This is a genomic window from Vibrio sp. ER1A, assembly GCF_000733315.1.
Taxonomy (GTDB): Bacteria; Pseudomonadota; Gammaproteobacteria; order Enterobacterales; family Vibrionaceae; genus Vibrio; species Vibrio mediterranei.
Genome location: NZ_JPJA01000092.1, coordinates 1 through 13,580, shown reverse-complemented (window position 1 = coordinate 13,580; position 13,580 = coordinate 1). Strand labels below are relative to the sequence as shown.

Sequence of the window (13,580 nt, the reverse complement as noted above, 5' to 3'; positions counted from 1 at the left end):
GTCCTCTCTTTAGTTTAAACCTTACTTAGAGTAAAGCTCGACGATCAAGTGTTCGTTAATGTCAGCAGGTAGATCTGAACGCTCTGGCATACGCTTGAATGTACCTTCCATCTTGCCAGCATCTACTTCAATCCAAGTTGGTTTTTCACGTTGTTCAGCAACTTCTAGAGCCGCTTTAATACGAGCTTGCTGTTTAGCTTTCTCGCGGATAGAAACAACGTCGTTAGCCGCAACTTTGAAAGAAGGAACGTTTACAACTTTACCGTTAACTAGGATAGCTTTGTGGCTAACTAGCTGACGTGCTTCTGCGCGAGTTGCGCCAAAGCCCATGCGGTAAACTACGTTATCTAGACGACCTTCAAGAAGCTGAAGTAGGTTTTCACCAGTGTTGCCTTTAAGGCGAGCTGCTTCTTTGTAGTAGTTACGGAATTGTTTTTCTAGAACGCCGTAGATACGACGAACTTTTTGCTTCTCACGAAGCTGAACGCCATACTCAGATAGACGACCGCGACGAGCGCCGTGTACACCTGGTGCGTTATCAATTTTACACTTGGTATCGATCGCGCGTACACCAGACTTAAGGAATAAGTCAGTACCTTCGCGACGGCTAAGCTTCAGCTTAGGACCCAAATATCTTGCCATGATTCTTCTCCAATTATCCTAGAAACGTTATACGCGACGTTTCTTAGGTGGACGACAACCGTTATGAGGGATTGGTGTCGCGTCAACGATGTTCGTGATGCGGAAACCAGCAGCGTTCAGTGCGCGAACAGTAGATTCACGACCTGGACCTGGACCCTTAACCATAACTTCCAAGTTCTTAAGACCGTATTCTTTAGCCATTTCAGCACAACGCTCAGCAGCAACCTGTGCAGCGAACGGAGTAGACTTACGAGAACCGCGGAAACCTGAACCACCTGCAGTAGCCCATGCTAGAGCGTTACCTTGACGGTCAGTGATAGTTACGATTGTGTTATTGAAAGAAGCATGGATGTGCGCAACGCCATCTGCAACTTGCTTGCGTACGCGCTTACGAGCGCGAGTTGGTTGTTTAGCCATTGTACTCTACCTTCCCGATTATTTCTTGATCGGCTTACGCGGACCCTTACGGGTGCGAGCGTTGGTTTTAGTACGCTGTCCACGTAGTGGTAGACTGCGACGATGACGAAGACCACGGTAACAGCCAAGGTCCATAAGACGCTTGATGTTCATTGATACTTCACGACGTAGATCACCTTCTACAGTGTACTTAGCTACACCATCACGCAGTTGATCGATCTGCTCTTCAGTTAGTTCACTGATCTTAACATCTTCAGCAATACCCACTTCAGCTAGGATAGCTTGAGAGCGAGTTTTACCGATGCCGTAGATCGCAGTTAGTGCGATTACAGCGTGTTTTTGATCAGGAATGTTAATGCCTGCTATACGGGCCATTATTCACTCCTAGTGTTTCTTAAAAAGAATAGCCGCAGCAAAGCCCGTTATGGATACGCTGCGGAGTGCTACTTCTTTTGCACGCAAAAGGTAGGCCGAGGAATATACTCGACCATACCTTTAATTTCAAGTAAAAATTTCTGCTTAATTAGCCTTGGCGCTGTTTGTGCTTTGGCTCACTGCAAATAACACGCACAACACCGTTGCGCTTGATAACTTTGCAGTTACGGCAGATTTTTTTAACGGAAGCACGAACTTTCATTGCTAAACTCCGTAAATGAAATCTGAGACTACCGCCGAATTAACGGCCGTAACCTTTCAGATTTGCTTTTTTCAACACAGAATCATACTGTTGTGACATCAGATGAGTCTGTACCTGTGCCATAAAGTCCATAATTACTACCACTACGATTAGTAGTGAAGTACCGCCGAAGTAGAAACGAACGTTCCACGCGACCATCATGAACTCGGGAATCAGACAGATAAAGGTAATATATAGAGCACCTGCAAGGGTAAGTCTAGTCATTACTTTATCAATATACTTAGCTGTCTGCTCACCTGGGCGGATGCCGGGTACGAACGCACCAGACTTCTTCAAGTTATCTGCTGTTTCACGCGGGTTGAATACCAACGCCGTGTAGAAGAAACAGAAGAATATAATCGCTGCAGCATAAAGCATTACATACAACGGTTGACCTGGGCTAAGAGCCAATGACACGTCAGTTAACCAACCGAACGCGCTGCTCTCACCATTTTGGCCAAACCACTGAGCCAATGTTCCTGGGAACAGGATAATACTTGATGCAAAGATTGCTGGAATAACACCTGCCATGTTGATTTTCAACGGTAGGTGCGTGCTTTGTGCAGCAAACACTTTACGGCCTTGTTGGCGTTTTGCATAGTTAACGACGATACGACGTTGACCACGCTCCATAAAGACCACAAAGTAAATAACTGCGAAAGCAAGTACAGCAATCAACAGCAGAAGAAGTACGTGCAGTTCACCTTGACGCGCTTGCTCGATTGTTTGACCGATTGCCGAAGGCAATCCAGCAACAATACCTGCAAAGATCAGAATGGAAATACCATTACCGATTCCACGCTCTGTAATTTGTTCACCTAACCACATTAAGAACATGGTACCAGTTACTAAACTTACGGTAGCAATTAGCGTAAACATGGTTTGGTTGATAACAACCAGATTATTGACCATGTTTGGAAGGCCAGTTGCGATACCTATTGCCTGGAATGTTGCAAGTACAAGCGTACCATAACGCGTATATTGGCTAATCTTACGACGCCCCGCCTCACCCTCTTTCTTGAGCTCGGCTAACGCTGGATGAACTACAGTTAGCAACTGGACAACAATCGAAGCCGAAATATACGGCATGATGCCCAGTGCTAAAATAGATGCACGCTCTAATGCACCACCGGAGAACATGTTAAACATTTCTACGATGGTACCTTTTTGCTGTTCGAACAAATCGGCAAGTACAGCCGCGTCAATACCAGGAATCGGCACAAAAGAGCCAGCGCGGAACACTAAAAGTGCACCAATTACAAATAAAAGGCGCGACTTGAGTTCGTTTAAGCCGCTCTTAGCACTACTAAAATCTTGTCCTGGTTTCTTAGCCATCTGTACCTCGTCCCTCGAGATTAATCCTCGATTTTACCGCCTGCAGCTTCGATTGCAGCTTTAGCGCCTTTAGTCACGCGTAGACCTTTAACAGTCACAGCTTTGTTGATTTCACCTGAAAGAACAACTTTTACAAATTCGATGTTCTTAGTGATAACGTTAGCTGCTTTAAGGCTGTTTAGGTCAACAACATCACCAGTTACTTTCGCTAGCTCAGCTAGACGAACTTCAGCAGACACTAGGCTCTTACGAGAAGTGAAACCGAATTTAGGTAGACGCTGTTTCAAAGGCATTTGACCGCCTTCGAAGCCTGGACGAACACTGCCGCCAGAGCGTGATTTTTGGCCTTTGTGACCACGGCCACCAGTTTTACCTAGGCCAGAACCGATACCACGACCTACGCGCTTCTTAGAAGGCTTAGAACCCGCAGCCGGTGATAGAGTATTCAAACGCATTCTGATTACTCCTCAACTTTAACCATGTAGTAAACCTTGTTGATCATACCGCGTACGCACGGAGTATCTTCAAGTTCTACTGTGTGGTTGATTTTACGAAGGCCAAGACCCTTTAGACACGCTTTGTGCTTAGGTAGGCGACCAATTGAGCTCTTAGTTTGAGTTACTTTGATAGTTGCCATGGTGTTCTTACTCCGAAATAGCTTCAACAGTTAGACCACGTTTAGCAGCAACCATTTCTGGTGACTTCATGCTGTCTAGAGCGTCGATCGTTGCACGAACGATGTTGATAGGGTTCGTAGAACCGTATGCTTTAGATAGTACGTTGTGTACACCTGCAACTTCTAGTACTGCACGCATCGCACCACCTGCGATAACACCCGTACCTTCTGCTGCTGGCTGCATGTAAACTTTAGAGCCAGAGTGGCGACCTTTCACCGGGTGGTGAAGAGTGCCTTCGTTAAGCGCTACAGTAACCATGTTACGACGCGCTTTTTCCATTGCTTTTTGAATCGCAGCAGGTACTTCACGGGCTTTACCGTAACCGAAACCTACACGACCGTTACCGTCACCAACTACTGTTAGTGCAGTGAAGCTCATGATTCGACCACCTTTAACCGTCTTAGAAACACGGTTAACTGCGATTAGCTTTTCTTGCAAATCACTAGCTTGTTGTTGTTCTTTAGCCATCTTCCAACCCTACCTTAGAATTTCAGACCAGCTTCGCGAGCAGATTCTGCTAGCGCCGCTACTCGACCGTGGTATTGGAAACCAGAACGATCGAATGCAACAGCAGATACGCCTTTCTCAAGCGCGCGCTCAGCAACAGCTTTACCTACTGCTTTAGCTGCATCGATGTTACCAGTACTCTTAACTTCTTCACGAATTGCTTTTTCTACCGTAGAAGCGGCTGCGATTACTTCAGAGCCGTTCGCTGCGATTACTTGAGCGTAAACGTGACGAGGAGTACGGTGTACTACTAGGCGAGTTGCACCCAGTTCTGCAATCTTACGACGTGCACGTGTAGCACGACGGATGCGAGATGCTTTCTTATCCATAGTGTTACCTTACTTCTTCTTAGCTTCTTTAGTACGCACATTTTCATCTGCGTAACGAACACCTTTACCTTTATAAGGCTCAGGCTCACGGTAAGAACGAATGTCAGCCGCTACTTGACCAACAAGTTGCTTGTCACAACCAGTGATCACGATTTCAGTTTGGCTTGGACATTCAGCTTTAATACCCGCTGGCAACTCGTGCTCAACTGGGTGAGAGAAGCCTAGTGTTAGACCTACAGCGTTGCCTTTGATAGCAGCACGGTAACCTACACCTTTAAGAGTTAGCTTCTTAGTAAAGCCTTCAGTAACACCAACAACCATGTTGTTTACTAGTGCACGAGCAGTACCTGCTTGTGCCCATGCGTTAGCAACACCGTCGCGTGGACCGAAAGTAAGGTTGTTCTCTTCTTGCGCAATAACTACAGCGTTGTTTAGAACGCGAGTTAGTTCGCCTTTAGCGCCTTTAACGGTAATTTCTTGACCGTCAAGTTTCACCTCTACGCCAGCTGGAATAGCGACAGGTGCCTTAGCAACACGAGACATAATCTACTCCTATTAAGCTACGTAACAGATGATTTCACCGCCAAGACCTGCTTTACGCGCAGCGCGGTCTGACATCAGACCCTTGGAAGTAGAAACAACAGCAATACCCAAACCGCCCATCACAGTTGGTAGCGAGTCTTTGTTTTTATAGACGCGCAGACCAGGACGTGAAACACGTTTGATTTGCTCAATTACAGGTTTTGCTTGGAAGTACTTAAGTGTAACTTCTAGCTCTGGTTTTGCTTCGCCTTCAACAGCGAAGTCAACGATGTAGCCTTCAGCTTTCAGTAGTGCAGCAATTGCAACTTTAAGCTTTGAAGAAGGCATTTTTACAGCAACTTTGTTTGCTGCCTGACCGTTACGAACGCGGGTCAGCATATCCGAAATCGGATCTTGCATGCTCATAAGATTTACTCCAAATGATTAAGTGGCAATTACCAGCTAGCCTTACGAAGTCCAGGAATCTCGCCTTTCATGCAAGCTTCGCGAACTTTGATACGGCTTAGACCGAACTTACGTAGGTAACCGTGTGGACGACCAGTTTGGTTGCAACGGTTGCGCTGACGTGAAGCACTTGAATCACGTGGAAGAGACTGCAGTTTAAGAACCGCATTCCAACGATCTTCTTCAGATGCGTTTACATCGCTAATGATAGCTTTAAGAGCTGAACGCTTTTCAGCAAATTTAGCTACTAGCTTCGCGCGTTTTACTTCGCGCGCTTTCATTGATTGTTTAGCCATAACAGTAACCCTTCACCTTACTTACGGAATGGGAAGTTAAAGGCAGCCAGCAGAGCTCGGCCTTCCTCATCGTTTGCAGCAGACGTCGTAATAGTGATGTCTAGGCCGCGAACACGGTCTACTTTATCGTAGTCGATTTCCGGGAAGATGATTTGCTCGCGAACGCCCATGCTGTAGTTACCGCGTCCGTCAAAAGACTTAGCGCTAACGCCACGGAAGTCACGTACACGTGGAAGTGCGATAGAGATTAAACGCTCTAAAAATTCCCACATACGTTCGCCACGCAAGGTTACTTTACAACCAATTGGGTAGCCTTCACGAATTTTGAAACCTGCAACAGATTTACGCGCTTTAGTGATAAGTGGCTTTTGACCAGAGATCGTTGCCATATCAGATGCTGCGTTTTCTAGCAGTTTCTTATCGTTGATTGCTTCACCAACGCCCATGTTTAGGGTGATTTTCTCAATCCTAGGGACTTGCATGACGCTTGAGTAGTTGAATTGTTTGGTCAATTCAGCAACTACAGACGACTTGTAGTAATCATGCAGTTTCGCCATAGTAGAACTCCAAATTACTTTCTAATTAGTTAGAAACAGTTTCGCCGTTAGACTTGAAGAAACGAACTTTCTTGCCATCTTCGATACGGAAACCGATGCGGTCAGCTTTACCAGTAGCCGCGTTAAAGACTGCAACGTTAGAAGCATCAATAGCTGCTTCTTGTTCAACGATGCCACCTTGTTGACCAAGAGCCGGTACAGGCTTCTGGTGCTTCTTAACAAGGTTGATACCTTCAACGATAACTTTACCGGTTGCTAGAACCTTAGTTACTTTACCTTTCTTGCCTTTATCTTTACCAGCAAGAACGATTACTTCGTCATTACGACGGATTTTAGCTGCCATGTTGACGCTCCTTACAGAACTTCAGGTGCTAGTGACACAATTTTCATGAATTTCGCGTTACGAAGTTCACGAGTCACAGGACCAAAGATACGTGTGCCGACTGGTTGCTCAGTAGTGTCGTTTAACAATACACAAGCATTACGGTCGAAGCGAATGACAGAACCGTCTGGACGACGAACGCCTTTACGGGTGCGAACAACTACCGCCTTCAGAACATCACCTTTTTTAACTTTACCGCGAGGAATTGCTTCTTTCACAGTAACTTTGATGATGTCGCCGATGTGTGCATAACGACGGTGTGAGCCACCCAGAACCTTAATACACATTACCTTGCGCGCGCCAGAGTTATCTGCAGCGTCAAGTGTACTTTGCATTTGGATCATTGTTAGTGCTCCGCTAAATATTAAAAACTAGACCCTCTCGGGTCGGGCTGCCTCTTTAAAGGGACGCGAATTGTACCACCCTTTTTTGTGATTGGGTAGACAAAAAATAAGCGGCCCCAAAAAAAATTTGGAGCCGCTTGATTTTCATAAAAAAAACGATTAAATCTTCGCTTTTTCTACAATGCTAACCAAAGTCCAAGACTTCATCTTAGACAGTGGACGGCACTCACGAACTTCAACTGTGTCGCCAATGCCACACTCGTTGTTTTCGTCATGTGCGTGTAGTTTAGTCGTACGCTTTACGAATTTACCGTAAATTGGGTGTTTAACCATGCGTTCGATTGCAACAACAATAGACTTGTCGCCTTTGTTGCTAATTACACGACCTTGTTGAGTACGGATTTGTTCGCTCATTATGCGCCTGCCTTCTCAGTCAAAACAGTTTTCACACGTGCGATATCACGGCGTACAGCTTTCAGAGTATGAGTTTGCTGTAGCTGACCAGTTGCAGCTTGCATGCGCAAGTTGAACTGTTCGCGTAGCAAATTCAAAAGCTCAGCGTTAAGCTCTTCAACGTTTTTTTCGCGTAGATCTTGTGCTTTCATCACATCACCTGCTTAGTTACAAATGTAGTTTTGAACGGCAGTTTGCGAGCCGCTAGGCGGAACGCTTCACGTGCCAACTCTTCAGGTACACCGTCCATTTCGTACATAACCTTACCAGGTTGGATTTGGGCTACCCAGTACTCAACGTTACCTTTACCCTTACCTTGACGAACTTCTAGTGGTTTTTCTGTGATAGGCTTGTCTGGGAATACACGAATCCAGATTTTACCTTGACGCTTAACGTGACGCGTCATTGCACGACGAGCCGCTTCGATCTGACGAGCAGTAAGACGACCACGACCAACAGCCTTAAGACCGAATGTGCCGAAGCTTACGTCTGTACCTTTAGCTAGACCACGGTTGCGACCAGTCTGAACCTTACGGAACTTAGTACGTTTAGGTTGTAGCATCTGTCGACTCCTTACTTACGGCCTTTGCGCTGCTTCTTAGGCTTATCGCCTTTTGGCTCTACAGCGTTAGCTGCTGGCATACCGCCTAGAATCTCACCTTTGAAGATCCAAACTTTAATGCCGATCACACCGTATTGAGTGTGAGCCGAAGAAGTTGCGTAATCAATGTCAGCACGTAGAGTGTGTAGAGGCACACGGCCTTCACGGTACCACTCAGAACGTGCGATTTCAGCGCCGCCTAGACGACCGCTTACTTCCACTTTGATACCTTTAGCGCCAAGACGCATAGCATTTTGTACCGCACGCTTCATAGCACGACGGAACATAACACGACGCTCAAGTTGAGACGCGATGCTATCAGCCACAAGTTGGCCGTCTAGCTCAGGCTTACGTACTTCAGCGATGTTAATTTGCGCTGGTACACCTGCGATTTTAGCTACAGCTGTGCGTAGCTTCTCAACGTCTTCGCCTTTCTTACCGATAACAACGCCAGGACGAGCAGTGTGGATAGTCACACGGATGCTCTTAGCTGGACGCTCGATAACGATGCGTGAAAGAGACGCTTTTGCTAGTTCCTTAGTAAGGAACTGACGTACCTTGAAGTCGCCGTCTAGGTTGTCAGCGAATTCTTTGGTGTTAGCAAACCATGTAGCATTCCAAGGCTTAACGATGCCAAGACGAATACCATTAGGATGTACTTTCTGACCCATTGCTTATCTCCTAGTCTTAAGCGTCTGCAACAACAACAGTGATGTGGCAAGAACGCTTCAAGATACGGTCCGCACGGCCTTTTGCACGAGGCATAATACGCTTCATGATTGGGCCTTCATCTACGAAGATTTTAGCGACTGATAGATCGTCGATATCTGCACCTTCGTTGTGTTCCGCATTCGCGATTGCTGATTCAAGAACTTTCTTAACTAGTACAGCAGCTTTTTTGTTGCTGAAAGTTAGTAGTTCAAGAGCTTGATCCACGTTTTTACCGCGGATTTGGTCTGCAACTAAGCGAGCTTTCTGTGGAGAAATACGAGCAAAGTTATGTTTAGCGATAGCTTCCATCATCTACTCCTTATTTCTTCTTAGCTTTCTTATCAGCAGCGTGGCCGCGATAAGTGCGAGTTGGTGCAAATTCGCCCAGCTTGTGACCGATCATTTCTTCGGTTACGAATACTGGTACGTGCTGACGACCATTATGGACAGCGATGGTCAAACCAATCATTGATGGAATGATCATTGAACGACGGGACCAAGTCTTAACAGGCTTTTTGTCTCCGCTTTCCACCGCTTTCTCTACCTTCTTCAGCAAGTGTAGGTCAATAAATGGACCTTTCTTGAGAGAACGTGGCATGGCGATTCCTCTTTATAGATTACTTGTTACGACGACGTACGATGTACTTGTCAGTGCGCTTGTTCTTACGAGTCTTAAAGCCTTTAGTTGGCTGACCCCAAGGAGATACTGGGTGACGGCCACCAGAAGTACGACCTTCACCACCACCGTGTGGGTGGTCTACCGGGTTCATTACCACACCGCGAACGGTTGGACGAACACCGCGCCAGCGGCTAGCACCAGCTTTACCTAGTTCGCGTAGCATGTGCTCAGCATTACCTACTTCACCGATTGTTGCACGGCCTTCAGATAGTACTTTGCGCATTTCGCCAGAACGTAGGCGTAGAGTTACATATGCACCATCGCGAGCGATGATTTGTGCGTATGCACCTGCAGAACGAGCAATTTGTGCACCTTTACCAGGTTTCAGTTCAACACAGTGTACTGTAGAACCTACTGGGATGTTGCGCATCGGCAGAGTGTTACCTGCTTTGATAGGCGCATCAACACCAGACTGGATAGAGTCACCCGCTTGGATGCCTTTTGGTGCAATGATGTAGCGACGCTCACCGTCTGCGTACAGAACTAGAGCGATGTTTGCGCTACGGTTTGGATCGTATTCTAGGCGCTCAACTTTCGCTGGGATGCCATCTTTAGTACGTTTGAAATCAATCAAACGATAGTGATGCTTGTGACCACCACCGATGTGACGTACTGTGATACGACCGTTGTTGTTACGACCACCGTTCTTAGAGTTTTTCTCTAGAAGTGGAGCGTAAGGCTTACCTTTGTGTAGGTCAGCGTTAACAACTTTAACTACGTGACGACGACCAGGGGAAGTCGGCTTACATTTAACAATAGCCATTGTTTAACTACTCCTGTTATTCCGCACCGCCAACGAAGTCAAGATCTTGACCTTCCGCCAGAGTCACATACGCCTTCTTAACGTCGCTGCGGCGACCTTGACGTAGACCTTGACGTTTAGTCTTACCCTTAAGAATAAGAGTATTTACAGACTTAACTTCAACTTCAAATAGCTTTTCTACAGCTGCTTTGATCTCTTTCTTAGTTGCATCTTTAGCTACTTTGAAAACGATAGTGTTCGCTTTCTCTGCTGCCATAGTTGCTTTCTCAGAGATATGAGGAGCACGTAGAACTTTTAGGATACGCTCTTCAGTGATCATGCTAGCATCTCCTCAACTTGCTTAACTGCTTCTGCAGTAATTACAACTTTGTCGAACGCGATTAGTGAAACTGGGTCGATACCAGCAACGTCACGTGCGTCAACTTTGTATAGGTTACGAGCAGCTAGGAATAGATTCTCATCTACTTCGCTAGTCACGATAAGCGCATCTGTTAGCTCAAGCTCTTTTAGCTTAGCTACAAGCTCTTTGGTTTTTGGAGCTTCTACAGAGAAGTTATCAACAACGATTAAACGCTCTTGACGAACTAGCTCAGAAAGAATGCTCTTCATAGCACCGCGGTACATTTTTTTGTTTACTTTTTGGCTGTGATCTTGTGGTTTCGCAGCAAAAGTAACACCACCTGTACGCCAGATAGGGCTACGAATTGTACCAGCACGAGCACGGCCAGTACCTTTTTGACGCCATGGCTTAGCGCCACCGCCAGATACTTCAGAACGAGTCTTTTGAGCACGAGTACCTTGACGAGCACCTGCTGCAAAAGCAACAACTACTTGGTGTACAAGAGCTTCGTTGAAGTCACGTCCGAAAGTAGTCTCGGAAACAGTTAGTGCATCAGCACCTTTAACCATCAATTCCATTACTTACTCCTAGACGTTAAGCTTTAATAGCTGGTTTTACGATCACGTTGCCGCCAGTTGCGCCTGGGACTGCACCTTTAATAAGAAGCAGATTGCGCTCAGCGTCAACACGTACGATCTCTAGGTTTTGAGTCGTTACACGCTCAGCACCCATGTGACCTGCCATTTTCTTGCCTTTAAATACGCGACCTGGAGTTTGGCATTGACCAATTGAACCCGGAGCACGGTGAGACAATGAGTTACCGTGTGTCATATCTTGAGTAGCGAAGTTCCAACGCTTAACAGCGCCTTGGAAACCTTTACCCTTAGATGTGCCAGTAACGTCTACTTTTTTTACGTCGTTGAAAAGTTCTACGTTTAGCTCAGCGCCAACTTCAAACTCTTCACCGTTTTCCAAACGGAATTCCCAAAGACCGCGACCTGCTTCAACACCTGCTTTCGCAAAGTGGCCAGCTTCTGGCTTAGAAACACGGCTAGCTTTCTTTTCGCCTGCAGTTACCTGGATTGCTGCATAACCGTCAGTATCAAGTGTACGTACTTGAGTTACACGGTTCGCTTCAACCTCAACAACTGTTACAGGGATAGAAACGCCTTCTTCGGTAAAAATGCGGGTCATACCCACTTTACGTCCGACTAGACCAATCATTCTTCTAATCTCCCTTAACCTAGGCTGATTTGAACATCAACGCCAGCAGCAAGATCAAGACGCATTAGAGCGTCAACAGTTTTGTCTGTTGGCTCAACGATGTCGATCAAACGCTTGTGAGTACGGATTTCGTACTGGTCACGTGCATCTTTGTTGACGTGTGGAGAGATAAGAACAGTGAAACGCTCTTTACGAGTAGGTAGTGGAATTGGACCACGAACCTGTGCGCCGGTACGCTTAGCTGTTTCAACGATTTCCGCAGTAGACTGGTCGATTAGTTTATAATCGAAAGCCTTTAGGCGGATACGAATACGTTGGTTCTGCATGAGACAGAGCTCCAATAATTAATTATTACACAAACAATATCGCCACTCATACTCGCGAAGGCGAGAGAATGCCGATTGATTTATGTGAAACCGTAGCACTCTAATTGAGCGCATTGTCAGCTAATTTTCGATTAGCCTACTATCAATGATAGCGGGTTAATTGTATTAACTGCGAACATAAGCTGAGTCTACGTTACTAAGTGATTTACCGAGGTAATTCACTTACTCCTCTTTGCTCATTGGTTCACAACTGGCTTAACCAGTGCGACGCATTATACAGATCACAAAAAGGTATGCAAGGGGTGAGGGAAAATTAATCAGAAATGTCATTTAAAAAGGGCTCAAGCTGGTTGCTTAAGCCCTTGGAAACCATTTAGCCTGATTATTCTTCGTCGACGAACTGTGCTTGTAAGTAGTTTTCTATACCGACTTTTTCAATTAGTCCCAATTGAGTCTCTAGCCAATCGACATGCTCCTCCTCATCTTCGAGAATATCTTGGAACAGATCTCTTGAGACGAAATCGCGCGTATCTTCTGCATAAGCAATAGCATCTTTTAAGTCTGGTATCGCATCCATCTCAAGTTTAAGGTCGCACTCGAGCATCTCTTTGGTGTCTTCTCCGATCATGAGCTTCCCCAAGTCCTGGAGGTTGGGTAGACCTTCCAAAAATAATATACGTTCAATAAGATGATCAGCGTGTTTCATCTCATCGATAGATTCATGGTATTCCTTATCGGCTAGATGCTTTAGCCCCCAGTCTTTGTACATTCTTGCGTGAAGGAAGTATTGATTGATAGCAACGAGTTCATTGCCCAGTATTTTGTTGAGATGTTGAATTATGATTGGATCGCCTTTCATGACAAAAACCTCCTCTTTGGCTCATTAATAACTGTAGAACCTATTGGGGAGGTGTCAAAGTGACCAGACGAAGGTCTTGAGGTTAGCTTACTTTTGCAAGCTGAAGCGTCTGTGTTTCGCTCAAGATTTCTTTAGCTTGTTTCACACACTTACCACATTGAGAGCCAAGAGAAGTGCATTTTCTGATGGTGCGCATATCGCTGATACCCTCTTCGATAGCAAGCTTACGCAGTTTTTTATCAGAGATGCCGTAGCAAAGACAAACAAACATAATACAACCTTAAACAATTCACGGATATAAATATAAACGAGAATTGTTAGCATTACTAGTACTATTTTGGATTGAGGTGGCAGCAATCAGCTAACCCACTGAACAAGAAATACATTTAGTTGAGCAAAAAAAAAGAGGAGCCTAAGCTCCTCTTTTTATGTTTATTGCGATTATCAACTAAATATTAGTCGAAGATCTTAGCAA

28 protein-coding genes are annotated in these 13,580 nt (G+C 45.7%); all 28 read right to left on the bottom strand.

Going from position 1 to position 13,580, the window contains the following annotated elements; genetic code table 11:
• Positions 1 to 21: 21 nt before the first annotated feature.
• The 28 genes from rpsD to HW45_RS18430 all read right to left on the bottom strand — a co-directional run bounded on the left by rpsD (position 22) and on the right by HW45_RS18430 (position 13,376).
• Positions 22 to 642, bottom strand: a complete 621-nt coding sequence (gene rpsD, locus HW45_RS18565; RefSeq protein ID WP_038228850.1) for a 30S ribosomal protein S4 — start codon at positions 640 to 642, stop codon at positions 22 to 24.
• Between the two features lie 27 nt (positions 643 to 669).
• Positions 670 to 1,059: a 30S ribosomal protein S11 gene (rpsK, locus tag HW45_RS18560; RefSeq protein WP_001118870.1), complete on the bottom strand. Its 390-nt coding sequence runs from the start codon at positions 1,057 to 1,059 to the stop codon at positions 670 to 672.
• 18 nt (positions 1,060 to 1,077) lie between these two features.
• A complete protein-coding gene (gene rpsM / locus HW45_RS18555) occupies positions 1,078 to 1,434 on the bottom strand; it encodes a 30S ribosomal protein S13 (protein WP_005450559.1) in 357 nt (118 codons plus the stop codon).
• 148 nt (positions 1,435 to 1,582) lie between these two features.
• Entirely contained in the window at positions 1,583 to 1,696 is a 114-nt protein-coding gene (gene rpmJ, locus HW45_RS18550) for a 50S ribosomal protein L36 (protein WP_000868186.1), read from the bottom strand.
• A 39-nt stretch (positions 1,697 to 1,735) separates the two neighbouring features.
• Complete coding sequence (gene secY / locus HW45_RS18545) at positions 1,736 to 3,070, bottom strand: preprotein translocase subunit SecY (RefSeq protein WP_006075579.1); 1,335 nt, start codon at positions 3,068 to 3,070, stop codon at positions 1,736 to 1,738.
• A 20-nt stretch (positions 3,071 to 3,090) separates the two neighbouring features.
• On the bottom strand, positions 3,091 to 3,525 hold the full coding sequence (rplO, locus tag HW45_RS18540; RefSeq protein ID WP_006075578.1) for a 50S ribosomal protein L15: 435 nt from the start codon (positions 3,523 to 3,525) through the stop codon (positions 3,091 to 3,093).
• Between the two features lie 5 nt (positions 3,526 to 3,530).
• Positions 3,531 to 3,707 carry a 50S ribosomal protein L30 gene (rpmD, locus tag HW45_RS18535; protein WP_004410429.1) on the bottom strand — a complete coding sequence of 59 codons (177 nt, stop codon included), beginning with the start codon at positions 3,705 to 3,707 and terminating at the stop codon, positions 3,531 to 3,533.
• Between the two features lie 7 nt (positions 3,708 to 3,714).
• Positions 3,715 to 4,215: a 30S ribosomal protein S5 gene (gene rpsE / locus HW45_RS18530; RefSeq protein WP_006075577.1), complete on the bottom strand. Its 501-nt coding sequence runs from the start codon at positions 4,213 to 4,215 to the stop codon at positions 3,715 to 3,717.
• Between the two features lie 14 nt (positions 4,216 to 4,229).
• A complete protein-coding gene (gene rplR, locus HW45_RS18525) occupies positions 4,230 to 4,583 on the bottom strand; it encodes a 50S ribosomal protein L18 (RefSeq protein ID WP_038228845.1) in 354 nt (117 codons plus the stop codon).
• Between the two features lie 9 nt (positions 4,584 to 4,592).
• Positions 4,593 to 5,126, bottom strand: coding sequence for a 50S ribosomal protein L6 (rplF, locus tag HW45_RS18520; protein ID WP_038228841.1), 534 nt, complete (start codon positions 5,124 to 5,126; stop codon positions 4,593 to 4,595).
• Between the two features lie 12 nt (positions 5,127 to 5,138).
• Positions 5,139 to 5,531 carry a 30S ribosomal protein S8 gene (rpsH, locus tag HW45_RS18515; protein ID WP_004738788.1) on the bottom strand — a complete coding sequence of 131 codons (393 nt, stop codon included), beginning with the start codon at positions 5,529 to 5,531 and terminating at the stop codon, positions 5,139 to 5,141.
• A 29-nt stretch (positions 5,532 to 5,560) separates the two neighbouring features.
• Entirely contained in the window at positions 5,561 to 5,866 is a 306-nt protein-coding gene (gene rpsN / locus HW45_RS18510; protein WP_038228838.1) for a 30S ribosomal protein S14, read from the bottom strand.
• 17 nt (positions 5,867 to 5,883) lie between these two features.
• Positions 5,884 to 6,423 carry a 50S ribosomal protein L5 gene (gene rplE / locus HW45_RS18505; protein WP_038228835.1) on the bottom strand — a complete coding sequence of 180 codons (540 nt, stop codon included), beginning with the start codon at positions 6,421 to 6,423 and terminating at the stop codon, positions 5,884 to 5,886.
• A gap of 25 nt (positions 6,424 to 6,448) precedes the next feature.
• A complete protein-coding gene (gene rplX, locus HW45_RS18500; RefSeq protein ID WP_006075571.1) occupies positions 6,449 to 6,766 on the bottom strand; it encodes a 50S ribosomal protein L24 in 318 nt (105 codons plus the stop codon).
• 11 nt (positions 6,767 to 6,777) lie between these two features.
• Positions 6,778 to 7,149 (bottom strand): 50S ribosomal protein L14, encoded by a 372-nt coding sequence (gene rplN / locus HW45_RS18495; protein WP_006075569.1) that lies wholly within the window; start codon positions 7,147 to 7,149, stop codon positions 6,778 to 6,780.
• A gap of 159 nt (positions 7,150 to 7,308) precedes the next feature.
• Positions 7,309 to 7,563: a 30S ribosomal protein S17 gene (rpsQ, locus tag HW45_RS18490; protein ID WP_006075722.1), complete on the bottom strand. Its 255-nt coding sequence runs from the start codon at positions 7,561 to 7,563 to the stop codon at positions 7,309 to 7,311.
• Complete coding sequence (gene rpmC / locus HW45_RS18485) at positions 7,563 to 7,754, bottom strand: 50S ribosomal protein L29 (protein WP_004736737.1); 192 nt, start codon at positions 7,752 to 7,754, stop codon at positions 7,563 to 7,565. Before rpmC ends, rpsQ begins: the two co-directional genes overlap by 1 nt.
• Entirely contained in the window at positions 7,754 to 8,164 is a 411-nt protein-coding gene (gene rplP / locus HW45_RS18480; protein WP_006075723.1) for a 50S ribosomal protein L16, read from the bottom strand. Before rplP ends, rpmC begins: the two co-directional genes overlap by 1 nt.
• Before the next feature lie 11 nt (positions 8,165 to 8,175).
• Entirely contained in the window at positions 8,176 to 8,874 is a 699-nt protein-coding gene (rpsC, locus tag HW45_RS18475; protein WP_006075724.1) for a 30S ribosomal protein S3, read from the bottom strand.
• A gap of 16 nt (positions 8,875 to 8,890) precedes the next feature.
• Entirely contained in the window at positions 8,891 to 9,223 is a 333-nt protein-coding gene (gene rplV / locus HW45_RS18470) for a 50S ribosomal protein L22 (protein ID WP_031495620.1), read from the bottom strand.
• Between the two features lie 10 nt (positions 9,224 to 9,233).
• Entirely contained in the window at positions 9,234 to 9,512 is a 279-nt protein-coding gene (gene rpsS, locus HW45_RS18465) for a 30S ribosomal protein S19 (protein WP_031495622.1), read from the bottom strand.
• Positions 9,513 to 9,531: 19 nt separating this feature from the next.
• Positions 9,532 to 10,356 carry a 50S ribosomal protein L2 gene (gene rplB, locus HW45_RS18460; RefSeq protein WP_031495624.1) on the bottom strand — a complete coding sequence of 275 codons (825 nt, stop codon included), beginning with the start codon at positions 10,354 to 10,356 and terminating at the stop codon, positions 9,532 to 9,534.
• 16 nt (positions 10,357 to 10,372) lie between these two features.
• Positions 10,373 to 10,675 carry a 50S ribosomal protein L23 gene (gene rplW / locus HW45_RS18455; RefSeq protein ID WP_031495626.1) on the bottom strand — a complete coding sequence of 101 codons (303 nt, stop codon included), beginning with the start codon at positions 10,673 to 10,675 and terminating at the stop codon, positions 10,373 to 10,375.
• Complete coding sequence (rplD, locus tag HW45_RS18450; RefSeq protein WP_038228833.1) at positions 10,672 to 11,274, bottom strand: 50S ribosomal protein L4; 603 nt, start codon at positions 11,272 to 11,274, stop codon at positions 10,672 to 10,674. Before rplD ends, rplW begins: the two co-directional genes overlap by 4 nt.
• A 16-nt stretch (positions 11,275 to 11,290) precedes the next feature.
• Positions 11,291 to 11,920 (bottom strand): 50S ribosomal protein L3, encoded by a 630-nt coding sequence (gene rplC / locus HW45_RS18445; protein ID WP_006075756.1) that lies wholly within the window; start codon positions 11,918 to 11,920, stop codon positions 11,291 to 11,293.
• 14 nt (positions 11,921 to 11,934) lie between these two features.
• A complete protein-coding gene (rpsJ, locus tag HW45_RS18440) occupies positions 11,935 to 12,246 on the bottom strand; it encodes a 30S ribosomal protein S10 (protein WP_031495630.1) in 312 nt (103 codons plus the stop codon).
• Between the two features lie 382 nt (positions 12,247 to 12,628).
• On the bottom strand, positions 12,629 to 13,105 hold the full coding sequence (gene bfr / locus HW45_RS18435) for a bacterioferritin (RefSeq protein WP_038228832.1): 477 nt from the start codon (positions 13,103 to 13,105) through the stop codon (positions 12,629 to 12,631).
• An 82-nt stretch (positions 13,106 to 13,187) separates the two neighbouring features.
• On the bottom strand, positions 13,188 to 13,376 hold the full coding sequence (locus HW45_RS18430; protein WP_038228830.1) for a (2Fe-2S)-binding protein: 189 nt from the start codon (positions 13,374 to 13,376) through the stop codon (positions 13,188 to 13,190).
• Positions 13,377 to 13,580: the final 204 nt, after the last annotated feature.